The 23,540-nt window shown below is 44.2% G+C and carries 15 protein-coding genes; 1 reads left to right on the forward strand and 14 read right to left on the reverse strand.

Translation table 11 applies throughout. The features are described from left to right. The first annotated feature begins 242 nt into the window (after positions 1-242). On the forward strand, positions 243-731 hold the full coding sequence (locus PHEP_RS13725; RefSeq protein WP_262495146.1) for a DUF6266 family protein: 489 nt from the start codon (positions 243-245) through the stop codon (positions 729-731). Here PHEP_RS13725 and PHEP_RS13730 read toward each other — a convergent pair. Genes PHEP_RS13730 through PHEP_RS13795 form a run of 14 tightly spaced genes read right to left on the reverse strand, consistent with a single transcriptional unit; the run spans position 722 to position 23,531 of the window. Further along, entirely contained in the window at positions 722-2,926 is a 2,205-nt protein-coding gene (locus tag PHEP_RS13730) for an alpha-L-rhamnosidase-related protein (RefSeq protein WP_015808583.1), read from the reverse strand. The genes PHEP_RS13725 and PHEP_RS13730 overlap by 10 nt on opposite strands. 9 nt (positions 2,927-2,935) lie before the next feature. Then, positions 2,936-4,525, reverse strand: coding sequence for an SLC5 family protein (locus PHEP_RS13735; protein WP_015808584.1), 1,590 nt, complete (start codon positions 4,523-4,525; stop codon positions 2,936-2,938). A gap of 30 nt (positions 4,526-4,555) precedes the next feature. Then, positions 4,556-5,641 (reverse strand): Gfo/Idh/MocA family protein, encoded by a 1,086-nt coding sequence (locus tag PHEP_RS13740; protein WP_015808585.1) that lies wholly within the window; start codon positions 5,639-5,641, stop codon positions 4,556-4,558. A 15-nt stretch (positions 5,642-5,656) separates the two neighbouring features. After that, positions 5,657-8,173, reverse strand: a complete 2,517-nt coding sequence (locus PHEP_RS13745; RefSeq protein WP_015808586.1) for an L-rhamnose mutarotase — start codon at positions 8,171-8,173, stop codon at positions 5,657-5,659. A 6-nt stretch (positions 8,174-8,179) separates the two neighbouring features. After that, positions 8,180-9,067 carry a sugar phosphate isomerase/epimerase family protein gene (locus PHEP_RS13750; protein WP_015808587.1) on the reverse strand — a complete coding sequence of 296 codons (888 nt, stop codon included), beginning with the start codon at positions 9,065-9,067 and terminating at the stop codon, positions 8,180-8,182. Between the two features lie 4 nt (positions 9,068-9,071). After that, positions 9,072-10,466, reverse strand: coding sequence for an acetylxylan esterase (locus PHEP_RS13755; protein WP_015808588.1), 1,395 nt, complete (start codon positions 10,464-10,466; stop codon positions 9,072-9,074). A gap of 3 nt (positions 10,467-10,469) precedes the next feature. After that, complete coding sequence (locus PHEP_RS13760) at positions 10,470-11,606, reverse strand: sialidase family protein (protein WP_015808589.1); 1,137 nt, start codon at positions 11,604-11,606, stop codon at positions 10,470-10,472. Between the two features lie 23 nt (positions 11,607-11,629). Then, positions 11,630-12,304, reverse strand: coding sequence for a DUF3826 domain-containing protein (locus PHEP_RS13765; RefSeq protein ID WP_162141659.1), 675 nt, complete (start codon positions 12,302-12,304; stop codon positions 11,630-11,632). 13 nt (positions 12,305-12,317) lie between these two features. Beyond that, on the reverse strand, positions 12,318-15,050 hold the full coding sequence (locus tag PHEP_RS13770) for an alpha-L-rhamnosidase (RefSeq protein ID WP_015808591.1): 2,733 nt from the start codon (positions 15,048-15,050) through the stop codon (positions 12,318-12,320). Between the two features lie 33 nt (positions 15,051-15,083). Then, entirely contained in the window at positions 15,084-17,846 is a 2,763-nt protein-coding gene (locus tag PHEP_RS13775; RefSeq protein WP_015808592.1) for a glycoside hydrolase family 2, read from the reverse strand. A 14-nt stretch (positions 17,847-17,860) separates the two neighbouring features. Continuing rightward, positions 17,861-19,294: a sialate O-acetylesterase gene (locus tag PHEP_RS13780; protein WP_015808593.1), complete on the reverse strand. Its 1,434-nt coding sequence runs from the start codon at positions 19,292-19,294 to the stop codon at positions 17,861-17,863. Between the two features lie 8 nt (positions 19,295-19,302). Next, the gene (locus tag PHEP_RS13785; RefSeq protein WP_049772251.1) at positions 19,303-21,144 is read right to left on the reverse strand and encodes a sialidase family protein; all 1,842 of its coding nucleotides are present in this window, start codon (positions 21,142-21,144) and stop codon (positions 19,303-19,305) included. Positions 21,145-21,177: 33 nt separating this feature from the next. After that, entirely contained in the window at positions 21,178-22,113 is a 936-nt protein-coding gene (locus PHEP_RS13790) for a glycoside hydrolase family 43 protein (protein ID WP_015808595.1), read from the reverse strand. Continuing rightward, positions 22,110-23,531, reverse strand: coding sequence for a glycoside hydrolase family 140 protein (locus PHEP_RS13795; RefSeq protein WP_015808596.1), 1,422 nt, complete (start codon positions 23,529-23,531; stop codon positions 22,110-22,112). Before PHEP_RS13795 ends, PHEP_RS13790 begins: the two co-directional genes overlap by 4 nt. Between the last annotated feature and the right edge of the window lie 9 nt (positions 23,532-23,540).

The following is a 23,540-nucleotide window of genomic DNA, read 5'->3' on the forward strand; positions in this document are numbered from 1 at the left end:
ACTTTAATAATTTCGTTTCGCTAATGAGCTATTTTTATATGTGACTTTTTCATAAGCACCTCCTTTGTAGAAGTGAAACAGTGAGCCTAAGATAAAAACTTTAACTCTTTTTTGATAGCGTTAATTTGGGATTTTATATTCCAGGTGATCAGTGCCTTTAGAAAGTTCAATAAATCCTAAATTAAAATATTTTTTCTTTTTTGTGGTTCATGTAAAGGCTTTTGTATAAGTTTCAGGGACAATTGGGAACTGCGTATGGCTGTTTCTGGCGACTAATGGATTTGGTTAAGGCCATGCCACGTAAGGTGAAACGCCCACCTACTACCGCACAAATACCGGTACAGCTAAAGCTTGCGCTGATGACAGCGTTTTTAAAGCGGCTGGCTAACATTATTAAGGTTGGTTTTCAAAACAAGCCAAGTAATCAATCGGCCATGAATGCCACCTTAGCCTGGAACATTAACAATGCAGTTGCCGGCGTATCGCCAAATTTCACAATTGACTTTACGAAGCTGAAGTTTAGCGATGGTGCGCTGCCAATGGCTTTAAATGCCGAAGTATTGATTGATACGGCGGGCACAGTTAAGTTTTTATGGGAGCTGGGCCCTGCCGGATCGGAAGATGGGAAGCCGACTGACAAAGCGGTTTTTGTAGACAGTCCTGTTATGAAATGGCTTGTGGAACTGATGTGTTTCGCAAGCCATTTGTTTAACCGGGATAATTACTTCTGATAATTAACCGTGTACTGAACACCCTTCATCAATTTAAGTTCATAAGTCCTTTTGCCAACTTCAACTACTTTACCACCTTTTACAACTGGCTTGGACACACTTTTAAACCTTAACACACCTGATCCTTCATCTGCTTTAATCCTGATCTCTTTTTTGCTGCAATACAATGAGATCTCGCCCGATGGTGTTGGTACCTTTCCTTCCATCCATTCCAATCCTCCCAGTGAAGGTTCAACTACATAAGTTTCATAACCTGCTGAAAGTGGTTTAACACCTAAATAATACTTACCCAGCAGGTAAATTGGGCTGGCGCCCCAGGCATGACAAAGGCTTTTACCAAAAGGCCTGCCGTACATAGCCAGATGCTCTACCCCTTTTTTATCACGGTTATATTCTTCCCAGAAAGAGGTAGCACCCAATTCCAGCATACCGCCCCAGTAATCTTTCATTTGTTTCAATACGTAAGATTGCTCGCCCATGGCACAAAGTGCTTCCAGCTCATAAAAACGCATGTATGGTGTAGTAATCTTATTGATTTTATTGTTCATCAATACATGTTGTTTTACCTCCTGTTTTTGTGAAGGACTAAAGTAATCGAAGAAAATGCCGAACATATTGGCATAACGTGTTACGTTGTCTGTAGGCTTCCCGTTAATCCTGCTATGTACCAGGGCATGTTTATTCTCGTCCCAGTACAGCTTAAATATCCTGGCTTTCAAATCGGCAGCAAGCTTTTTATAATTGGCAGCGGCCTCAGTATCTTTTGCCATATCGGCACAGAGTGCCATAGTTTCCAGACTCCGGCAAAACAGCAATTGCTCAAAACTCACTTCCCCGTCTTTGCTCAATTTATCGGCCCAATCTATAAAAATCCAGTCGCCAGGCATCCATTCCAGCAAACCGTCCTTATTCCGGCGCCCTAAAACATAATCCATCAGGCTTTTCATTCTTGGATAAATATCCTGTACAAATTTCTGATCACCCGAATACTGGTAATAGTCATAAATTCCTAAAAACCAATAGAAAGAGTAATCCATAATGGTATTGATATGTGCCGTTACCGGATCTTTACCCCTTTGGGCCAGTAAAGTCCGTTTCACAATTGGCGATTCGTTGAACGAATAATAGTTCATAAGATAGCTTTGGTAAGCATCGCCCGACCATACCCAGCGGTCGCGCTTGATCCCATCGATAAAAAATTCGCGGGTATTGAGATGGAAGGTATACTTAGAAATGTCGTAGATCTTATTGATCTGCTCATCTGAGCAACGGAAATTCCCTTTTTCTGTGACCGGCGCATACTCATACAACATGCTCACTTTATCCAGGGTTACATTACCTTCAGGCTGACAGTTGACATACCTGAAAGCTTTGGAAAGTTCAATTACTGAATCCTGTTTTCCCTTCAGGTCAATTTCCAGCAGGTCCAGGGTTTCGCAATGGTCGGCAGATAAGGCCTCTTCTTTAGATTCTCCATAATAAATGTGCAGTTTACCTTTACCTTTTAAGCCATGCAGCTTAATAAAGCCAAAGGTTTCCTTACCGAAATCGGCCACAAAACCATTGTTTACTTTGTCTGTTTTTACCGCAGCCATAGGCGTAGTGGCCAGCTTAAACCGGGATGGTGGCGATAAAGGATCGGTCAGGTTCCAGGAAGCGGCAGATACAAAGGTAGTACCCGATTTATCGGATGCCTTTCCACTCGCATCAATCCATTCCTTATCTTCAAAAGTAGCCAGCCAGCTCTCATCCGATACAACTGTTTTTCCCTGTACCAATATGGCTGGTACTTTATCCTGTCCGTATACTTTTAAACTAAGTTTGTGTTTACCTGCCGGTACGGTGATCTTTTTAGGATAACCCGAAAAAGCCTGCCCGTCAATTTTCACATTGTACTGTCCCTCTACATATAGATTGACCTCTTCGGCATTGGCCAGGTTAAACTCTTTATGGAATTCAACCAGTACATAATGGCTATCCATTTTCCAGAATGGTGGCAAAAAAGCTCCCCTTTCTGTTCTGCGGTTTTGCATTTTATTGGATACCCAGATGTCCAGATCGCCAGGATACCAGATCCAGGATGCTTTACCAGATTGCTGCGCCAGAACAGTATCAGCACAGCAAACAAGGGCCAACAATAACAACAGCACTGTTTGCTGCATACTGGTTTTTAAAAAATTGGGGATGAGTTTCATATCAAAAAATTAATGTCCGTTAAAAAATATATATAAGGCAACCATCACAATGGCAAGGGCAATCCAGGAAACCCAGACCCGGTTGGTTGGTTTTTCGATGGCACTTTTATCCAGTTCATTGATCTCATAAACTGTAGGGTTCCTGTCGGCCAGCGAGATCAGTATGGCAATGAGCAGCAAGCCTGCAAAAATTAAAAAAGAAAGGATAAGGTAATGTGGCCAGAACAGGTATTTATGAGGTGGAAGGATCCACAGGTAAGTAACACCTGTACCCAGGCTCAAAACAGAGCCCACTGAAAGCGTAAAATTCACTGCTTTGCGGGTAGTCCTTTTCCAGAAAACGGTTAACAGGAATACAACCGATAAAGGAGGTGCAATAAAACCAAGTACCGACTGAAACACATCAAAAAGGTTAAGGCCTTTGATGTTATCGATAGCCAGTACTACGATGACGGCAAATACGCAGCCCGCGATGACGGATATCCGGCCCATCCTGATGATCTGTTTATTGCTGGCCTGAGGATTGATATTTTTCACATAAACATCCATGGTAAATACGGTACTTAAGGAATTTAATGAAGAACCGATGGTGCCCACCAGTACGGCAATAAGTACCACAATGACCAAACCGTTCATTCCCGGAGGAAAAAGATGGGTAACCATGGTCATATAGGCTTCATTAGGATCTTTTAAACCCGGGAACAATACATAACACAGTATGCCGGTAATGATGAACAGGGGCAATGACAATATTTTTAGCCAGCCGATAAAACTGACGCCAAGCTGGCCCTGCTCCAGGTTCTTTGCACCTAAAACCGATTGCACCATAGCCTGGTCTGTACAAAAGAAAGCCACAGCTGCTACCGGATAGCCCAGCAAAATGGCATACCAGGGATATTTTGGATCACTTGCCGGCTGGATCAGGTTCCAGTAATTTGCAGGGGTTTTGCTGTATAAAGCTTCAATACCCCCTACTTTATACAGGCCCAATATGGTTAATGCCAACGACACAGCAATCAACAGGATCATTTGAAAAACATTTACCTTGGCAATGGCTTTCAGGCCGCCGAAAAAAGTAAATAAACCCGCAAACGCAACCAGTACAGTAACGGATTGCCACATGGGGATGCCGAGTATTTGTCTTACCAGAAAGCCCCCGGCAAACAAACCTAAGGATAACCAGGAAATGAGGATCTTGATCAGCGCGTACCAGGCCAGAATATTCTGTGTAGAATCTCCATATCTTTTGCCCATAAATTCGGGCATGGTACTTACTTTGGCGGCCAGGTATTTGGGTGCAAAAACAATGGCCAGCAAAAACAGGAAAACAAAGGCATACCAGTCGAAATTGACGGCCACAATACCTGTACTGTAACCAATGCTGGCAAAGGCGAGCAACATGGAGGGGCCAACATTGGTACCCCACATGTTAAAGCCTATGCTTGACCAGCCCAACGATTTATTGGCCAGGAAAAGCGTTTCATCCTCATTTTTCTTTTTAGAGAAACTGGCCCGGTAACCGATAACAATTAGAATAACCAGGTAGGCAATGACGATGATGTAATCGAGGCTGGTTAAACGTTCAACAATGTTTCCCATTATATTAGATTTGTTTTTTTTGGTTTTGCATTAAAGTCCGAAATCGCTCCTCAATAGCTGGTATTCATTCAGGATATCATTAATTTTAACGGGAACACCGGTTTGCAGGGACCTGTCCATAGCCTGTAACAAGGCAATTGTGCCGATACCTTCCTTTAAATCGGGATAGGCAGTCGTATTGTCCGCTATACTTTCTGCAAAATACTCCAGGTAGTTCTGGTATTCGCCCGCATGATGGCTCTGCCCTTCAAAACGGAAGAAGTGTTTCAATTTGGCATCACCCCAGGTGATCAGCTTTTCTTCGCCGGTATTGGTGGTTACGGCATAACGGAGTTCGTGATAATCGGCCTGACTGGCCCCTTCAGTTCCCCTTAATACGCAGCTCATTTCGCTTTCCCTGTAAGCGGGCTGAATGGGCCCTGTATAAGCACCACTTACACGGGCAACCCTGCCATCTGTAGCTTTAAAAATGAAATGCATGGTATCTTCATTTTTTAATCCTGCCTTTTTACCATTAGCGCTGATCATGCCATAGCCCATTACTTCTTCGATTTCGGGCAGGTACCACCTGATAAAATCAACAGGATGGCTTAAGCCCCCATACAACCATTTAAAAGAAGGTTCCAGTGCCCATTTTTTTTCAAGGAACCAGCGATGGTCTGCGTTATAGTGACATTCTACGGTGATCAGTTCGCCGATGATGCCTTCAGTATAATCTGTTCTTTGCCTTTTATAAGGTTCAAAAAACCTGGAGCTCTGACCTACAAAAACTTTTTTACCGCTTTGCCTTGATATCTCCAGGAGCTCCCTGGCCCTACCCAGATCATCAATAAAAGGTTTTGTGCACACTACATGTTTACCATGCTGTAAGGCCAGTTTCACATGGTCTGCATGTAAATGATCAGGTGTATAAATGGCAATGACATCGATGGCGGCATCATCCAGCATTTCCTGGTAACTGGTAGTGTAATCAGGGAAATCGAACTCTTTTGCCCTTTGTTTGCATACCGCTTCACTGGCATCACAAATTTTGACCAGCTCGTATTTATTACTCGCAAGGGCTGCCGACATGGTGCTGCGCCCTTCTCCCAAACCTAAAATTCCTAATTTTAACATATTGTTCTAAATCTTCTATTCTTTACTAAAAAACACCCATGTCTCATCCGGCTTTGTGCCTGCAATACCTTCCTGATATTTCTTCATTATCTGGTTCCATTCATCTACACGGGGATTGTTTAAGGTAGTTTTAGGGTTCAGCTCATCTAAACTTGCCCCTTTTGGTATGCTGATGACCAGCATCAGCTGTCTGCCGCTCTTAAAAATCCTGAGTTGCTGAAAATCAGCATTGCAAAATCCTTTGGCCACTTCCGGCCATTTTTCAAATTGCGTGGCATGGTAATCCAGGTACGCTTTTTGCAATTTTTCATCTTTCACCAGGTTGGCACTCAAAATGATATTGTCCCATTCTTTAACCTTTTCCAGGCCGCAATGTGTACTGCGGTCAAAAGTATAAAACACCTTATCGTATAGTTTTACCTCTGCATTGTTAAACTGCTGCCGAATCTTTTTCATCAGGTTTTCAGGGGAAGCCATTACTGCATAGAGCAGCAAGCGATTGTTCCACTGGTATACAGATGAAACCGGAATACCCTGCTGGATGCACACCTGCTTAAAGGAATCTTTGGCAGCTTTTACTGGTGTTTTAAGGATCACTTCGATGACAAGCTGTTTTCCGTTTTGAAGTGAAACCTCGTTGATACGTTGCCTGGATTGAGGTACGTAACTTTCTTTGCGTAACCACTGATAGGCGGGTTCCAATCCAGCCTGCTGTTTGATGTTTCCCCCAACCCCCGGCCCGTTATTTAGCCATACATTTCCAGGTCCGTTGGCATTTTGCAGGTATTTATTAGCAGGTGTCCAATTGTCCTTTACGGTAAAATAAGAAGAACCTTCATCGGTATATAAATAAAACCAATGCTCCGGATCGTGCGGATAAGGGGCTTTATAAATGCTGTCTATAACATTGCCGGTAATTGATGAGCCAGGCTGGGCCGATAAAGTATAAATTCCGGCCACATCATAGAGGTATTTTCCATAATGATGGATCCGGTTTGCCCTGATCGTATTGTTGCGCATGGCATTGCTGCTCTTTGTCCAGCCCCAGCCCATACTGATACCTGAATAACTTACTTCAGCAATTTCATTGTGGGCAATATTTATCCCCCTTACATAGCCGGCACCAATACCTACACAGCCCCAATCCTCATTGGTTGCATTGGTAATCAGGTTGTTCAGTATGCTTTCATTGGTACAGATCTCCCTTTCATCTTTTGGCTTGTAAGGCAAATGTACTTCTGTGGCTTCATCAGAAAATATACCCAGCAATATCCCGCTACCCCCTATATCTTTAAACAGGTTGCCTTTGATGAGGTTATTGCTGGTCCCCTGCCGGTAATCGAGTCCGGTTGAGGCATGGTGTTCAAAACGACAGGATTCAAAACTGGTATGCTGTGCATAAGCTACTTCAACAGCTGCCGCGGGCCGTCCTACCCAGGCCTGATTTTCCAGGGTCTTTTTATCAGGTGTTCCCGGAACTTTTAATTTATAGGCATCGAGCATGTACATGCCTGCCTGGTGTGGCACATGTCCAAAATGCGAAGGCCGCAGCCAACTGGCATGCTGGAATGAAATATTTTTAAAATGTACATGGCTCACCTGGTGGTCTATGCTACCTTCCATCTTAAGCAGCGTTTCCAGGTAAGGTACAATCACCTCAGCCGTGTTCAGGTTTTCATCAGCTAAAGGCCAGTAGTATACCTTGCCGTTCTGCAGATCTTCATACCACTCTCCAGGCTGATCCAGGAACTGAATGGCATTGGTTAAATAAAAGGGTGAATTGCCTGTTTTGGTAGAAAGCCATGGCGCTGGCCAGGGATGTTCCGACTGCACCCTGCTTTCGGGCTCCATAAAAGCCAGCTCAGCTTCATTGTTGGTTACCTTTAGTGATTTAACCCTTAAGTTGGCGATGGCCCACCATTGCTGGATGACCATTTCGACACCTTTTGCTGCTGCAAGGTTTTTGCTGAGCGGGATTTTGCAGGTACGCTTGTTAAAATCCCATGACAAAATACGCTGCATACTGTCAGCATTGCAATCCCTTGCCCTTATCGCTTTTTTGCCATTTACCCAGAGCTGCCGAAATTCCAGTAACCTGTTTCCCAATTCAGGTACATCGGCCACCCAAACCTTATTCTTTGCAATTTCTGGCAGGCCTGTTATTTCGGCTGCTTTTTTCCAACCCGAGATTTGCCTGCCACCACTTAAAACTACGGTTTCATTTTTTACAGCAGTAATGTAGGTAGGGCTTGCTGCACTTCCGCTATCTTCTGGTCGTACCACAACGGGCTCATCCAGCTGGTAAACACCTTGTTCTATAATAATATTAATCCCATTTCTGACAGAAGGATCATTTAAACGCCGCAATTCCCTGGCCTTGCGCAAAGCATTGGCCAATGTGGCTACCGGCTGTGTTTTGGTTCCGGGATTATGGTCTGAGCCTTTTAAAGAGACATAAATATCTGCCGCCTTAAGCTCTCCCATCAACAACAAGGTGATAAACAGTACCAGGTAAATTTTAACTGATCTCATAAAGGCTCATTGAAAAACCGACTTTACGTAAGCCGTATTTGCACTAAAATTCCATTTTACATTTCTTGGGTCTTTCTGGTCCCTCGACCTTTCGATGACCAGCCAGCCTTTCCAACCCATATCATCCAAGGTTTTACGAATGGCCTTCAGGTCAACCTTAGGGTCATTTTGCAGCCATACCCCATCTTCATTGGTACAATGGATCTGGATAATATTCTTTTTGCCCAGTATCCTGAGCTCCTGGTGCAGGTTGCGCCCGTTTTTAATGGCATTCGAAAAATTGAAATAACTTTTAACCGCAGCTGAACCAATGTCCTGTAACAGTTTCAATTCTCCTGCAGCATCTAAAGCAGTTTCAATCCCAATCACTACTCCAGCTTTTCTGGCCATTGCCCCCGCTACTTTCAGGCGTTCTACTATAGCTGGGCGAAGTTCAGGATTTCTGACCAGATCACCCTGTACACCCAATGGCAGGAAAGCCACTTTAACGTTCATAGCTTTCATGGTACTGATACAATCGCCGATCATTTGTTTGTAGGTAGGCCTGGTGGCTAACGACTGCGCATAAAAACCGGTCATGGCCAATGAACAGATCTCCAGGTTCAATTCTTTTGCTTTCGCCAGAAATTCCGCGCGTACTAAGGGATCGGCCAGTTTGTTATCGAAAGTATCCCTGTCGCCCAGACCGCCCATATCGAGTTCAACACCGTCGGCACCAATTTCCTTGCTTAAAGGAAAGGCACTTAACTTTTGTCTTTTCAGGATCATCAGGTCTATTACCGCCACTTTATAGCGTGGTCCCTTAAAGGCGGCAAAGGCCATTAGCTGATCTGACAGTAAAACACTCCCTGCAAGCAGTCCAAATTTCCGGATAAAAATACGCCTGTTGTCCATTTTCTTATTTTGTTGCGGCTTTAAATACTTGTTCCAGTTGCTCAAAACCCTTTATGGCATTTGCAGGCAAACGCTCAGCCTTTTCGCCGAATACATACATGGCAGGTTCTTTTTCAATGGTACATTTACTTTCATCGTATTTGCCATCTTTATCTTTTACTCCGGCAACATCAAGTTTGAAATTCTGCACTAAAAAATCATACAGGGCCTTTCGCTTGGAATAACCGAAGTCGTGTCCTTCTTCCGGCAGATGCACATTTTCAACCCGTTCAGGCTTTCCGTAATAACCATATATCGTTTTCAGGAAAGGCATGTCCTGCCCAGGTACGGTAACCGTCCAGTCCTGACCATCTGAGACGACCAACTGAGGATTTGGTGCCGCCATCGCGGCCAGCTCCACATTATTGGTTCCACCTGCGCAAAGGTGTATCGGCATGCCACTTTCACAAGGACAACCTCCATAAAATGAAGAAGAAAGCGAAACTACAGGTGCACTGAGTTTGATCCGATCGTCCATGGCGGCCATCAATACAGTGTGGCTTCCGCCACCCGATCCTCCACTAATGCCCACCCTGCCCGGATCTGTTTCTTTAAGGGACAATACATAATCCAGTATTCTGATGCCACCTAAGGTTTGTATCGTTTGTGCCAGGCTTCGCCTGTGGTCTTCCGGTTTAAACTGCAACAGCGATTCACCCCAGGCAAAAAGGTCGTAACTGAAGGCCATTACCCCCATACGGGCCATGGTAGCACAACGCAGCTGGCAATCGGCACGGTAACGTTGCTGCGCCCAATGCCCGTCCGGACTAAGCATTACAGGTATTTTTCCCCTGATTTTCGAGGGTCTGTATAAAGAACCATTGATGTACAGGCCGGGCAATATTTCTATCGCAATGTTCTCTACTGTATAGCCATCCATTACTCTTTTTGGTGTAATGATGGGTTTAGATAAAGGTTTTGCAGGTAAGGGCGACAATTGCTGTGCCTGGTACAACAATGGCCTGATCAAGGCCTTGCGTTTCTCCCAGCTGGCTTTATCCTGGTACAGTGAGGCCAGATGGTTTAGGGTAGCCTGGCCCTCTGCTGCATTCCAGCGGTAATATTCGTATTCTTTTAATTTGTAAACACCTTCTTTTTCCTTATTGACCTTCATGTCGAGCGGTGCGAGCACATTGGCCAGTGTTTCGTCAACATCGGGTCTGAAGCGCCATAAGGCATAGTTTACCCAACGGTTGTTCACCTGGTTTTCACTATACTTTATTTTTACTTTGAAACGGCCTTCTATTTCCGATAAAACAGTTTTAAGCGGCTGCCTGTACAGGCTATCCGAATTTTGGGTCTGTGCCAGCAATATACTGCTTAAACCCATTGCCACCAGAAATAAAGCTATCCGTTTCATCTGCTATTCCTCGTTTTTAACATCAGTAACCACAGGGGCTGTATAGCCCTTTAATTTTGGCCAAATGCCATTTACTATCTTTTTAAGCTTAAGTTTTGATGGATCAACTACTACATGTTTGATCTTTTCCCTTCTCCAGGTATAAATGAAATGCAGCAAACCATCTGAGGTTTGGATTACCGCAGGATAGGAATACTGGCTGGTGGGCGAATCCTCAAGGATCAACGCTGCCGACCAGTTTTTACCATCTTTGGAAATCGCTACATTTAATGGCGTCCGGGCCCCTTTTGCCAGGTCTCCGGGAGGCAGTACATGGTTGTATACCAATACATGTCTGCCATCTTTCATAGTTACTGCATCGGTGCCTGAATTGTTGTTTGGCAGGGACGTTTTTGCTAAAGCAGACCAGGTTTCACCGTTGTCCTGCGACCAGGATTCTACAATTGCCCTGTTCCTGCTCCTGGCCAGGATCTGTAGTTTTCCATTGCCATGATCCAGGATACTTGGCTGTATAGCATTGATCTCCCCACCTTCCAGCGGGCCGATTAAGCGCCAGGTTTTGCCATTGTCTTTGGTTACTTCGAAATGGACTTTCCAGCCTTTGCCTTCTGTACTGGAAGGACAGAACAAGTTACCATTGCTGAGCAGCACCGGTTTGTTTTTTACTGGGCCAATCTGGCCTTCCGGTAATTTCTGCGCTTCAGACCAGGTAATGCCGCCATCTTTTGAGCTGCGCATCATGCCCCACCATTCGGATGGCTTAGGGCCAATTTTGTAAAAAAGCAACAGTTCTCCACCAGGTACCTGGTACAATACAGGGTTCCAGGTAGGCAGCCTTACTTTGTCGTTTTGTATACCATTGGCTACAGAAACCGGAGCAAGCCAGGTTCCGTTAACCTGCCTGCTCACATAGATCTCCACATCCGGATGGCGTTCATGGGTACCACCAAAATAGGCTGCCACCAATCCGGTAGGCGTTTCGGCTATGGTAGCAGAATGGCAGGAAGGAAATGCTGCCTTCTCATATAAGAATTCGTCTGTTATAATACCTGACCGCCATTTTTGCGATTGTGCCTTTAAACCATATCCTCCGGTTAAACAAATCAGTAAACCGATTATACCTGTGCTTCTTTTTAACATTTTTTCTTTAATAAGGGTATTTATTATTGCTTTTTATTTGCTTTCTCGGCCTTGATCTTTTTGGTATAATCACTGTACAATGTCCTCCAGTTGCGGCCGTTATTGTTCAGGAACTGCTCAGATTTGGTTTTGTAGATCTCGAAAATGGCCGAGATCTGCTTCATGTTCTTGTAATCTACTGCCATTTCGCGGGCTTCTTTCAAAAAACCAAGAATTTTCGCTTCTTCCGTAGTGCTGAGGTCTGGTACAATGGCCTTATAGCCTTTCATGGTAAAATCTACTTTACCTATTGTGTATTTGTCCAGTATCGTTTCTACCTGTTCCGTGCTTAGCTCTTTGCGCAGCCCTTCCATTAAATCTTTGTGTACGGTTTCCGGCATGGCCGAATCGGCTATAATGGTACGGTCAAGCTCAGTTAATTTGCTGCCCGTTACAGGATTGATACCTGCAGGCACTGTAGTAGCCGGATGGGCGTTGTGCCAGTCTTTTACCTGGGTCATGTGTATGGCGACCACACTTTCTACACGTTTGCTTTTTGCGGCATCATCCAGTTTTAATGCAGCAGTATATTCAGCGGCTTTGGCACTCACATCTGCCGGAATAATTAGTTCCTGGGCATCCGCCCCATTTATGAAAATGAAGGAAATACCAGCCATCAGGCAGCAGCTCATTAAAAATTTTGTGGTTCTGTTTATCATTTTTTTTATTTTTCTATTGTTCAACTACAAAAGCATATTCTCCTGATTTCAACTCAAATACTACCCTTCCATTTTCTGCCATGATATACTTCGCTCCATCAGCTGTAGCTCCTTTTTTTACCTGGCTTTGCATGCTGGCAGGCAGGTAGGCTTTTGCCCTGGTATTTGGCGGAATACTGATGTTCCAGCTAAATTTTTTACCGGTTTTGGTCCAGCTGCTTTTTATAAGGCCGTATACCGACTGATAACCTGCAGTTACATTGTTGAGTCCTTCAATCAGCTCTGGCTTCATGGTGATTTCTTTGAAACCAGGTGCAGCAGCTTTAATACCAGCAAGATTTTCATAATACCAGATCATTAAATCGCCCAGCATCATAACATGGTTCTGCGAATTCATTTTAGGTGCAGCAGTATTTCCATTCCATAATTCCCAAATGGCAGTTGCACCATTTTCAATCATGTAACCCCAGGACGGATAGGTTTTCTGCGAGGCAATTCTATAGGCCAGGTCAGGCCTTCCTGCTTCAGTAAGGGTACGCATTAAAAATTGTGTGCCGATTAACCCTGTACTGAGATGCCCATTGTTTTTTTCCTCAATTATGGAACAGATTTGCATTACTACTCTTCCTTTATCGGCTTCTTCTACCAGGCCAAAGTAGACCGGCAACAAATTGTCCGTTAATTTATTGTCGCCATAATATCCCTGCGAATTATAAAATTTACGGTTAAAAGCATTTTTTACCTCAGCAGCCAATCTGGTATAGCCTTCCCTATCTCCTGCATTTCCTGTAAGTGCGCTGTAACCGGCCATCATGTTGGCCAGGTGATAATAATAAGCCGTAGCAATTAAGGCACTCGGGTGTTTCTGATCAGCATTTACCCCTTTGCCATCCTCGGCTGTTGCAGGCGGTGCACACCAGTCGCCATAGCTGTCTTTGGTCATGATCCCTTCACTGCTCATGTACCTGTCTTTCATATAGCTCATCCATTTTTTTACTGCCGGATAATTTTTACGGATCACTGTGCTGTCACCCGTTTGCCGGTACAGCATATCTGCTACAAAAAGTAAGGTTGCAGGCCAGGTTACATTGTCGCTATAATAACGCCAGAATGCCGGGGCCACATCCGGTATTGCTCCATCTTCTTTCTGGGCATATCGGATGTCATCCAGCCATTTTTTATACAATGCCGTATTGTCAAACAAAAAACTTTCGCCATAAGCACCTACGGTCCTATCGCCCAACCAGGGCTGACGTTCATTGCGCTGTGGGCAGTCGACAGGCATCCCTTTGTAATTAGATGCAATGCCCCACCATGCGTTTTTGAAAATCTGGTTAAGCAGGCTGTTCGATGACTCAAAAGTACCTGCAGTTTTCATGTCATCATAGACCAGGCATCCCGAGAAATCACTTTTTTGCGGAACACCAGGATATCCATTCAACTCTACATACCGGAAGCCCTGATAAGTAAACCTTGGTGCCCAGGTTTCAGTCCCTTCTCCTTTAAGCGTGTAAATATCGGTGGCCCTGGCATCACGAAGATTGGTCCTGAACAGCTCACCATTGGGCTCCAGTGATTCAGCAAAACGCAGGGAAACGCTTGTTCCACGAGGCCCTTTGACATTAAATTTTACCCAGCCCGAAAAGTTCTGGCCGAAATCGAGGATGTAATTGCCATTCGGGCGTCTGGTAATGGATACGGGCGACAGCGTTTTCATGACTTTCATGCCTTCGTTTAACTGGGCTTCATAAGTTCCCCCGGGTTCCTGTACATATTCGGCCCGTAGCCATTTGTCTTCCTTAAATCCTGGTTCGCTCCATCCTTTAAATTCTTTCCGGGCATCATATATTTCTCCATCGTACTCATTATTGGCCAGAATTGGTCCATCGGCTGTGCCTTTCCAGGTATCATCTGTTTTTATGGTTGCCGTTGAACCATCTGTATATTTAATGTTTACCTGTAGCAATAGTTTAGGTAGTCCGAATGTTTTTACTTTATAAGCTTTGGACTGGCGCATGGCAAAAAAACGACCGTTGCCTAGTATAACACCTATAGCGTGGTTTCCACCCTGCCTAAGCTGCTCAGTGACATCAAGGGTATTGTATTTTATATTTTTTGTATAATCGGTTGCCGTCGGTGCCAGCACCTGGTCGCCAATTTTTTGCCCATCTATATACAGCTCATACAAACCCATGCCCATCAGGTAGGCGGTTGCTGAGGCTACAGTTTTAGTGGTGCTGAACTCTTTTCTGAAATAACGGGCAGATAGCCTTGCCCCTGCCTCATTGTCGCCGGTAAAAAAGCGGTCAAAACCTATCCATCTGCCTTCCCAATCTTTATAATGCAATAATCCCATTAGCCAGAAGGCTGGCTGGCTCCAGCTGCTTTCGCCTTTACTGGTATAAACTTTTACTTTCCAGTAATATTTATTTTTACTTTTTAAGGTCTGCCCGGCATACAGGTTGTACAAAGATTCCGCTGAATTGACTTTGCCTGAATTCCAGATATCGGCATCATTTTCAGTAAGTTTGGCCAGCGATGAAGCAACCAGGATATGATAGGCAGTCTGCTGCACATCATTTCGGGTTGAGGCGATCTGCCAGCTTAAACGGGGCCTGGCCACATCAATTCCCAAAGGGTTTTGCAGCATTTCACAGCGCAGGTTTTGCAGCGTTACCTGCGAAAAAGCAATGCTGAGGTTCAGCATTAAAATCGCTGTGAGTAGGATATGTCTTTTAAGGTTCATCTGGTTCTGCCTTTTTCCATTTAATTTACGCAATTAGTTGTTCACCGAGAAATCAAAGTAAAGTGTTAAGTCCAATGCTCTTGCCGGATCTTTTTCATAATCATAAAAAATGTTTTTCATGGCCATTGGCCCACTCCGGTCTGCCCTTTGCGTTTTTGTACCGATACCGGGAATGCCCTGCATAAAGGAAATGTCGCCAGACGGGAAAAGCGGTTCATAATTGTGCCATTGGTCGGTTTTAAATGCTGCGCTAAACAACCTTAAAAAAACGTCCTCATTTTCGGTTACCACCTTAAAAGGTTGCTCTTTTGTAATAAATTTACACCAGTACATGTTAGAATGATATCCTTTGAATTCGGGGTATATCCAGGTTTCGCCGGTTTCTGTATTGTTATAATCCTTTTTCCAGACACCAAAAGGATTGCCCTTTAAGCGGTTTTTCCATACCCTGTATGGGCCTCTTCCCATGTATTCCACGCCCTTGATCTGGTCTTCCGGAAAAGAAAAATTTAATCCGATAAAATTAGTAAGGTACTCGGCAGGGAAATATTTCACCTGTAGTTTTACCCAGCCCGAAGGATAGATTGTCCATTTTAAGGTATTGTAGGCAGTTTTTCTGTCAAAAGTGGATGCTATGACCAGGTTCTCACCATCCTTATACTGACGGATATTTTGAAAATTGGTGGCACCTTCCTGTACAAGCGGTCCATTTGTAAATGGGATAATTCCCTTTTCATTCCTTACCTGACGCAATATCCCATTTTTTTTGCTGAAGCTTAACTGTATACCATTTGCTGAAACGGTATAAAGGCTATCACTTTCTTTAAAGCTTACCGCCTTGTCTCCAGCAGTTTTAACCAGGGTTAACGCCTCTTTTTTAGGGAGTGTGATGGGAAAGCTCCAGGTAAACAATTCTTTGCCATATAGATCGGTAGCGGTAAGGTACAATACGTCGAAAGAAAACCAGTTTTGTGGCAGATTTACCTGCAGCCGGCCTTTTGCTGCCGGTTGTACGTCAGGTGAGATTAACCTCCCGCTCATTTCCTGTCCGGTTTTCAGGTTTAACAGTTTCCAGCTAAACGTACAGGTATTCAGATTCGCAAAATGATAGCGGTTCTCAATGTTAAATACCCCGTCAAATTCGGGTGTCATTTCCCTATGTTCAAAAAACACAGGGCTCCAGATCTCTTTGATGGCAAAATAGCTGCCCTCTTTTTCATGGAAAGGTCCTACAATTCCATCAGCCCCGCGGTTGCCATCTGCATCTATTGTGTTATTCTTGTCGGTACGCACAACCCCCTGATCAGCAAAATCCCAGAGAAATCCACCGGCAGAAAGCGGGTTCGATAACATATCGTTCCAGTAATCTTCCAAATTGGCACCATGTCCCCCGTCAAACATACCATGTAAAAATTCAGTGGGCATCTGTATGCTGTGGCCCTGCCTGTAGTTGCCAATACCATAGTTGTATTCCCGATAATGCTGGGTATCGAATCCATTGAAATCTTCCCAGGGGTGGATTACCGGACGTTTTTGAATATCTTCTTTGGCAAACAGCGGATCCAGATCGCGGTTATGCCCTCCCTCATTTCCATTGGCCCAGAAAATAATGGATGGATGGTTCACATCATGGCGCAGCATTTCTTTAACCAGTTTGGTTCCTGTTGGGGTATCGTAATGTCCGTGCCAACCAGCAAGTTCATCCATTACATACAGGCCCAGCGAATCACATACATCCAGAAAATGGCCATCAGGAGGGTAATGCGACATGCGCACCGCATTCATATTCATTTCCTTCATTAACTCAACGTCCTCAACGCTGTTCTTTTTGCTCAATGTTCTTCCGGATGCAGGCCGGAAAGAATGCCTGTTCACACCTTTAAATTTTATTTTAACACCATTTACATATACCCCATCCCTTGGTTTTACAAGAATGGTACGGAAACCTATCTTTTTGGACAGGGTATGTATAATTTTGCTATTTTGATATAGGGTGAATGTGGCGGTGTACAGATTAGGAAATTCTGAAGACCACAATTGCGGCGACTGAAAAATACCTGAAAGGCTGGTCATTCCGGCTTTACTATTTAACCTGGTGCTGACTGGCGCACCGTATTGCTTTCCATCGGCTGTATACAACTGCAGGCTAAGCTCATCTGCCTTGCCCACTACCTGAACTTCAGCTTTAAACCGACCATCGGCCTGCGCATCTACAGCTACCCTCTCTATATGCTGCAGAGGAAGTGCTTCCAGATATACTGGCCTGAATATGCCTCCAAAAATCCAGAAATCTGCTTTCCGCTCGGCATCGTTTACCGATTTATTGGCAGAATGTTTGGCTACTTTTACCTCAAGGAGGTTGGCTGAACCATATTTTAACAGGCTTGATACATCGTACCGGAATACGTAAAAAGATCCCTGATGTGTGGGGCCTGCCGATTTTCTATTAACCTTTACTTCCGTATCGGTCATTGATCCTTCAAATACAATATTGATCTTTTTACCCTTCCAGGCTGATGGCACCTTAAAATTATATTTATATAAGCCCTCTTCCTTGCCCCTTATACTGTCTTTGGCAAATCCGTAATTGTATTTTCCAAAGCCCTGTAATTCCCAGTTGGAAGGAACCGGTATAGTTGTCCATTTACCCGAATTCATACCTGCAGTACAGAAAAAATCCCATTTAACTGTATCGTCGTTGCCGGTACCCGACAAATACAGTTGTTCGGTTTGCTGGGCCTGAACAACAGAAAACAACAATAGCAGCAGTACGGAAAGGATCGGTTTAAGCTTCATGAATCGGGATTGGGTTATATCGGGTTAAATTGGGTAATCAGCGGATTATCTGTACGAAACGGCAATGCAGGAAGGCCATTCTTATTGTATAGATTAGGACTGGCAGATTCAGTCCAGCCAAAACGTACTGCCACCGGTTTTTTTACGGCTGCTGCCGAAACCAGTACCTTGGTACCGCTAATGCGGGCCACAGCGGGCACAAACCTGCCATCTGCACCTGCAATACTGAAATCGCTTAATGCCTTACCATCCGAACTTTTCAATCCGGATCCAATATGGTTAAATTGCAGTTCGGCAGTAGCGCCTTTAAATTTCACGGATTGGTACATTGGTCCGGAGTAGACTATTTTTTTACCATAGTCTCTGGCCAGGGCCCAAAGTGCCAAACGCCTCCCCACTTCCCATTTGTAGGTAGGGTGCAGCTCATCTATTTTATCGTTAAGGTCTGTAGTAACTACCATACCTGTTTTAGGCATCCGCATCACCTGTGCCTGTGCTTCCCAGAATTCTGGTTCTATCTCCACATTCTGCATGGTTTTGGAATATTGAAAAGGTGCAATCTGCACGTAATAAAATGACATACCCGGGTTTTTCCATCCCCTTCTCCAGCTGTTGATCAGCGCCTTCATTTTATAACTGTAGGTAATATTTTCTCTCCTGAAACAGTTGGTCTCTCCCTGGTACCAGATTACCCCCTTAATGGCGAAAGGCATAAGTGGTTCGATCATGGTAGGATAGAATTTACCCGGATCGCTACCCAGATATTGTCCCTGAAAATCAGGACCGGCAAGAATTGCTGCTGGAATCCAGGGCTCTATGGCACTACCACTAACTGCGGAAGTGATCATCCCAACTGGCACATGAAGTTGTTTTTGCAATTCCTTTGCGAAAAAATAACCAGCAGCAGATGAATTTTTTAATGCCGGATCTGCAGCTACGTTCCAGTTTTTGGGATTGGTATCCGGTTTAGCCAGATCTTTACGGTTGACCACGAAGATACGGATCAGGTTATTGTGCGCATTGGCCACTTCATTTGCCGGAAAACCCAGCTTTTCATTCAGTGGCTTTTTCATGGTCTTTAATTTGTGCATGGCATATTCCATGTTCGATTGCCCCGAACACAACCATACTTCACCTACCAGGATATTTTTTAACTGAATGGTATTTGTTCCTTTAATGGTCATTGTAGCCGGAACTGCTGAGGTTTTCAAGGGAGATAAAAGCACCTTCCAGTTACCTTTTGCATCGGTTACCGCAGTCTTTTGCTGACCAGAAAAACTAACAGTTACCTTTTCGCCCGGACTGCCATAGCCCCAGATGTTTAAGGGTTTATCACGCTGCAATACCATATTGCCAGACAAGATCTGTGGCAATAATACTTTTGCCGGGACTGCTGTCGTCCATCCAAAAAATAAGGCTGTGCAAAGGAAATACGTTTTCAGATTCATAGTTTAATTTAAAATGCTGTTGTTCTTAATGATTTGACGTAATATACGGCTTCTTTCACTGGTGTGCCAGCATTTTTAAGATCGAAATCCTGATCTGTTGGTGTATCTACATCCGGAAACCGGCGTATATCACCTGTTCTGAAGGTAATTTTTTCAAATGATGCTACAGGTACAAACATCAGCCTTGTTCCTTTACTTTGGCCATTTACAAAGATGTCGTACATCCTTTTGTCACGGTCCAGCTCTATCCTGACCTGGTATGTTTTCCCTGCTTCGTATTTCATGACCTCAGAATTCCGGTAACCCACCTTGGCTTTTAAGGCACCATCGGCATCAAATATTAACCTGGCCGCTGCTGTACCTCTGGCATCCTGAAATTCAATCTGCAATGACCCGGTATTGTTCTGGGCCGGGCTTACTGAAAATTCTACTTTTACTTTTTTTGCTTCCGGGATCAACCGTTCCGCTTTGGCATAATCGTATGGATCTTTATCGCGCAAGGTGAGTGCCTTAGTACCGTCGGGTGTCTTTTCTATTCGAACCGGGGCCCAAAGCGGACTAAAAATGTTCCATAACTTAAGTTCCTGCCCGTCGGGAAGGGAATTAAACACTTCATCGACCGGCGTTTTAGTACTGGAAATTACAGGTACCGGTACTTTGGCGATCCAGATGTCTTCTTTGTTCATGCTATAAGTAAGCCACATATTGCCATCAGCTGGCTTACCATCAGTTTCCGGGATCCCACGGATATACTGCGGACCATAGGATTTGTAATTACCACCATAGCGCATGGTAGAAATTTCGCCATTAACCAGCAAAAGGTCTTTGTAATCTAAGCCGTCATCACTGGTAGAAACGGCCAGTGGCCAGCGGAATTCTGAAGGGTTGTATACTATGGAAAAACGGCCGTCTGAGGTACGCTGACCCCATATTTTGGCATTGCTGTTTACTACTCCAGGTGCACGCAGCGGATTATATTGCCAGCTCTTGCCATTGTCCTTGCTGATGGATGTTAGCGCATGTTTCCATAACCCCACTACCCTTCCATCCTGCAGGTGGTAATAACTGAATGCCTTTACTGGTCTGTTCAATGGAATTAGAGGATCATTTCTATCGGCCTCTTCTACCATTTGCTGCATCATTAAGGGACTGGCCAGAATTTCATTGCATGCCTTTACGAAATCTTTATCCTTACTGCTGCTATACATCGGATATGCCGCATGCTTCATATCCCAGCTGGAATTCGGCCTGAGGAAATATATAGGACCATAAGTATTGTCTTTCCTGATCTCCCTGATGACGCGCCCGATGCCTTTTCCATCATTCGGATCGTCTTTTTTATCCATAGCTATACCATAATAAGCCAGCAGGAACAGGCGTCCGGACTGGGATACATAAAAACCAACGCGTTGGTGCATGGTGGCATATAAATCTTTAGCTACACCAGGATAGCCATCTTTTTTCCAGCCATCGGGAATTTTATAGGGCGGAAAAACAATGTCCGGCTTAGACCATTTGTAACCATCTTTAGAGGTTTGCAACAGTGTTCTGCTGGGCGGGATATGCTCACCCACAGGATCGCTCAGGTATTCCAGGTAAAAAGTACCATTCCACCAGGCCAGCATGGGTGCATGGTTATAAGTCCAGTTTAGTCCCTCAGCCAGTTCAGGATGTTCCCGGTTGGCCCTGAAAGTCTGGATGTTGTGTACCCCCATCGCAGGCACAAGCTGACCGTGGTGATAGTCGGCATTAACCATGACACTGCCGGTATAACGTAAGGTATCTTGTGCTTGTGCTGCTTGTACCAGTATCAAAAGTACGGGGGTTAACCAAATTTTATATCTTCTCATTGGCATACAATCTTTTCAATGGTGTTTAAACCATTAGTTGGCCTTATCTTTTTTCAGATTTTCAATTATTTTCCTGCTTACTTTTACTATAGTTCCATGCTTATGCCCTTTGGGAACAATAGTCTCTGAAGTCACATCAGTAAAAGTTTTAAAATCACTGGTCTTCATCGCTGCATATTTTTTCTCCCCATAAGCATCGTAATAAATTAACCAGTCTTTTCCGAGCCTGACAACTGTTGGCCCCTCTGTTAATTTTCCGGTAAAGGCTGCAGAAACGCCCGTGTATGGCCCTAAGGCATCGCTGCTGAAAGCTACTTTTAAATTCCTGTTTGGCCTGGTATTGTCTTTCAGTACCAGCACATGGTCTTTTGCCGACCGTTGTACAATGACCGCATCAATTACGCTGAAACCCGGATCGAGGAATAATTTTGTGTCGGTAAATGTTTTAAAATCTTTGGTGGTAATGGCATACATCCTGTGGTTGTTCTCTTCATCTTCTATTCCTTTTGCAAAGCGATGTGGAATGGTAGAGGCCCAGATGATGATAAATTCCTTTTTTTGGTCATCATAGAACAACTCCGGGGCCCACACATTAATGACATTATTTTCCTGTTGTAATACCGGGATAAACTGTTCTGCCGACCAGTGTATAAGGTCTTTTGAGTTGGCGTAACCAAATCCCTTCTCCCCTTTCCATCCGCAGGTCCAGACCAGATGGAATACCCCATCCGGTCCTTGCACCATTGATGGGTCGCGCATGATTTTCTTCTCGCCTATTTCTGGTTTCAGGTAAATTTTATCCAGGTCGTTCCATTTGTAACCATCATAACTGTACAGCATCCTTAAGCCTTCATCGGCAGGTTCATGAAAGGAGGTAAATACATAACCTTTTTTGGAACAAGCGCTCAGTGCAACCAATAGTGTCAAGTATAAAAATAACCGGTATGTACTTTTCAGACTGTTCATCATTTCAATTTATCTACTACCAACACCCAATCATTTCCATTCTCTTCTAATCCAGGTGCATCGAAATCATGTATTCCTTTATTTTCTATTTCGCCAATCACTGTTGTTTTTCCATCTTTTGGGTTGAACCAGGATGCTTTAACTTTATCACCTTCCAGTACACCCATCTTCAGGGGAATGTTCCGGCCGGTATAGGTATATACGAAAATATAGTCCTTACCTCTTGTAGCCATTAACCTGTTGTATTTTTCTCCATCACCGCCTGCAGCTCCGGCAATAAGCGACTGATCTGGTACCCTGTCAAAATAAGCTTCACTTTTTCTGGAAAGCATCAGGTCTTTTAAATGGACCATCTGCCCTGCGCCAGGATCGTTTATGGCTTCCTGCCATGGTTTAGTTGCACCATAAGCCGGATTTTTATCTGCCGGATGGTACATCTGCATTACAGAATTGTCGCCATAAGTATAACCAAAAGCACCGGCAAATACCGACCAGTATCCGTATCTGCGCACATCGGCATCGTTCCATTTTGGCTGGGTCACATCATGTAATCCCTGCGGTATGCCTTCATAAGACGGTTCCCCATCTATAGTAGGTTTTACAGGTTTAAGGCTGTAATCTTTTTCAATGTACTTCCAGTTGTCTTCGCCATAATGCCATTTTTCTTTTGCGGAAGTATCCTGCTCATAACGGCGATGTCCGGACTGTACCATATTAAAATCGAGCCATTTGGCCTCATGGAACCATTCCGACGAACCGGTCCGGCCTCTGGGATGGAAAGTAATGAGGTGGTTGGGATCATTTGTCCGTAAAGTACTGCCAATCACTTCCCAAACTGGCTTTACTTCTGACCCTTTGATGTCCCCACCGTTTAACCAGATAATATTCCACCTGTCTTTATAACGTTTCGCCAGAAATTCGGCATAAATTTTAGCCTGTTCAGGTGTAACTTTTTTATTTTTCACATTCGTGCCCCAAACAGGTACCATCGCCATATATATACCTTTCTCTGCTGCTTTATCTACGATATAATCTACATGGTCCCAGAAATCATATTGTGTGGAGTCTGCAAATGAGCTACCCTCCGTAACCTTAGGTTTTGAAATGTCTCCTCCAACCAACGAAGAATCGCCATAAATATTTACGGATGGCACTGTATGTAACACCATTACCTGCACCACATTAAAACCTTTTTGCATACGGTCTTCCAGGTATTCGCTGGCCTGCTCACGGGTCAGTTTGTTAAACAAAAGCCAGCCTGTATCGCCGAGCCAGAAAAACGGCTTGCCATCTTCCTTAGTAAAATACCTGCCGTTTGCTGAAATGTGCAACCCTCTTTTTAAACTTTTGGGTTTTTGGTCCGATGCACAGGCATAGAGCATTAACGAGACCATAGCGAATAAAACTATTCTTTGATACATGCAATAATA

The sequence above is a fragment of the Pedobacter heparinus DSM 2366 genome, assembly GCF_000023825.1.
Classification (GTDB): Bacteria; Bacteroidota; Bacteroidia; order Sphingobacteriales; family Sphingobacteriaceae; genus Pedobacter; species Pedobacter heparinus.

What these genes read in the sequence shown, in the direction of transcription:
- PHEP_RS13740 (WP_015808585.1), bottom strand. Translation starts at nt 5,641, where the DNA reads ATGTTAAAATTAGGAATTTTAGGTTTGGGAGAAGGGCGCAGCACCATG.
- PHEP_RS13760 (WP_015808589.1), bottom strand. Translation starts at nt 11,606, where the DNA reads ATGTTAAAAAGAAGCACAGGTATAATCGGTTTACTGATTTGTTTAACC.
- PHEP_RS13735 (WP_015808584.1), bottom strand. Translation starts at nt 4,525, where the DNA reads ATGGGAAACATTGTTGAACGTTTAACCAGCCTCGATTACATCATCGTC.
- PHEP_RS13755 (WP_015808588.1), bottom strand. Translation starts at nt 10,466, where the DNA reads ATGAAACGGATAGCTTTATTTCTGGTGGCAATGGGTTTAAGCAGTATA.
- PHEP_RS13785 (WP_049772251.1), bottom strand. Translation starts at nt 21,144, where the DNA reads ATGAGAAGATATAAAATTTGGTTAACCCCCGTACTTTTGATACTGGTA.
- PHEP_RS13780 (WP_015808593.1), bottom strand. Translation starts at nt 19,294, where the DNA reads ATGAATCTGAAAACGTATTTCCTTTGCACAGCCTTATTTTTTGGATGG.
- PHEP_RS13750 (WP_015808587.1), bottom strand. Translation starts at nt 9,067, where the DNA reads ATGGACAACAGGCGTATTTTTATCCGGAAATTTGGACTGCTTGCAGGG.
- PHEP_RS13730 (WP_015808583.1), bottom strand. Translation starts at nt 2,926, where the DNA reads ATGAAACTCATCCCCAATTTTTTAAAAACCAGTATGCAGCAAACAGTG.
- PHEP_RS13765 (WP_162141659.1), bottom strand. Translation starts at nt 12,304, where the DNA reads ATGATAAACAGAACCACAAAATTTTTAATGAGCTGCTGCCTGATGGCT.
- PHEP_RS13770 (WP_015808591.1), bottom strand. Translation starts at nt 15,050, where the DNA reads ATGAACCTTAAAAGACATATCCTACTCACAGCGATTTTAATGCTGAAC.
- PHEP_RS13795 (WP_015808596.1), bottom strand. Translation starts at nt 23,531, where the DNA reads ATGTATCAAAGAATAGTTTTATTCGCTATGGTCTCGTTAATGCTCTAT.
- PHEP_RS13790 (WP_015808595.1), bottom strand. Translation starts at nt 22,113, where the DNA reads ATGATGAACAGTCTGAAAAGTACATACCGGTTATTTTTATACTTGACA.
- PHEP_RS13745 (WP_015808586.1), bottom strand. Translation starts at nt 8,173, where the DNA reads ATGAGATCAGTTAAAATTTACCTGGTACTGTTTATCACCTTGTTGTTG.
- PHEP_RS13775 (WP_015808592.1), bottom strand. Translation starts at nt 17,846, where the DNA reads ATGAAGCTTAAACCGATCCTTTCCGTACTGCTGCTATTGTTGTTTTCT.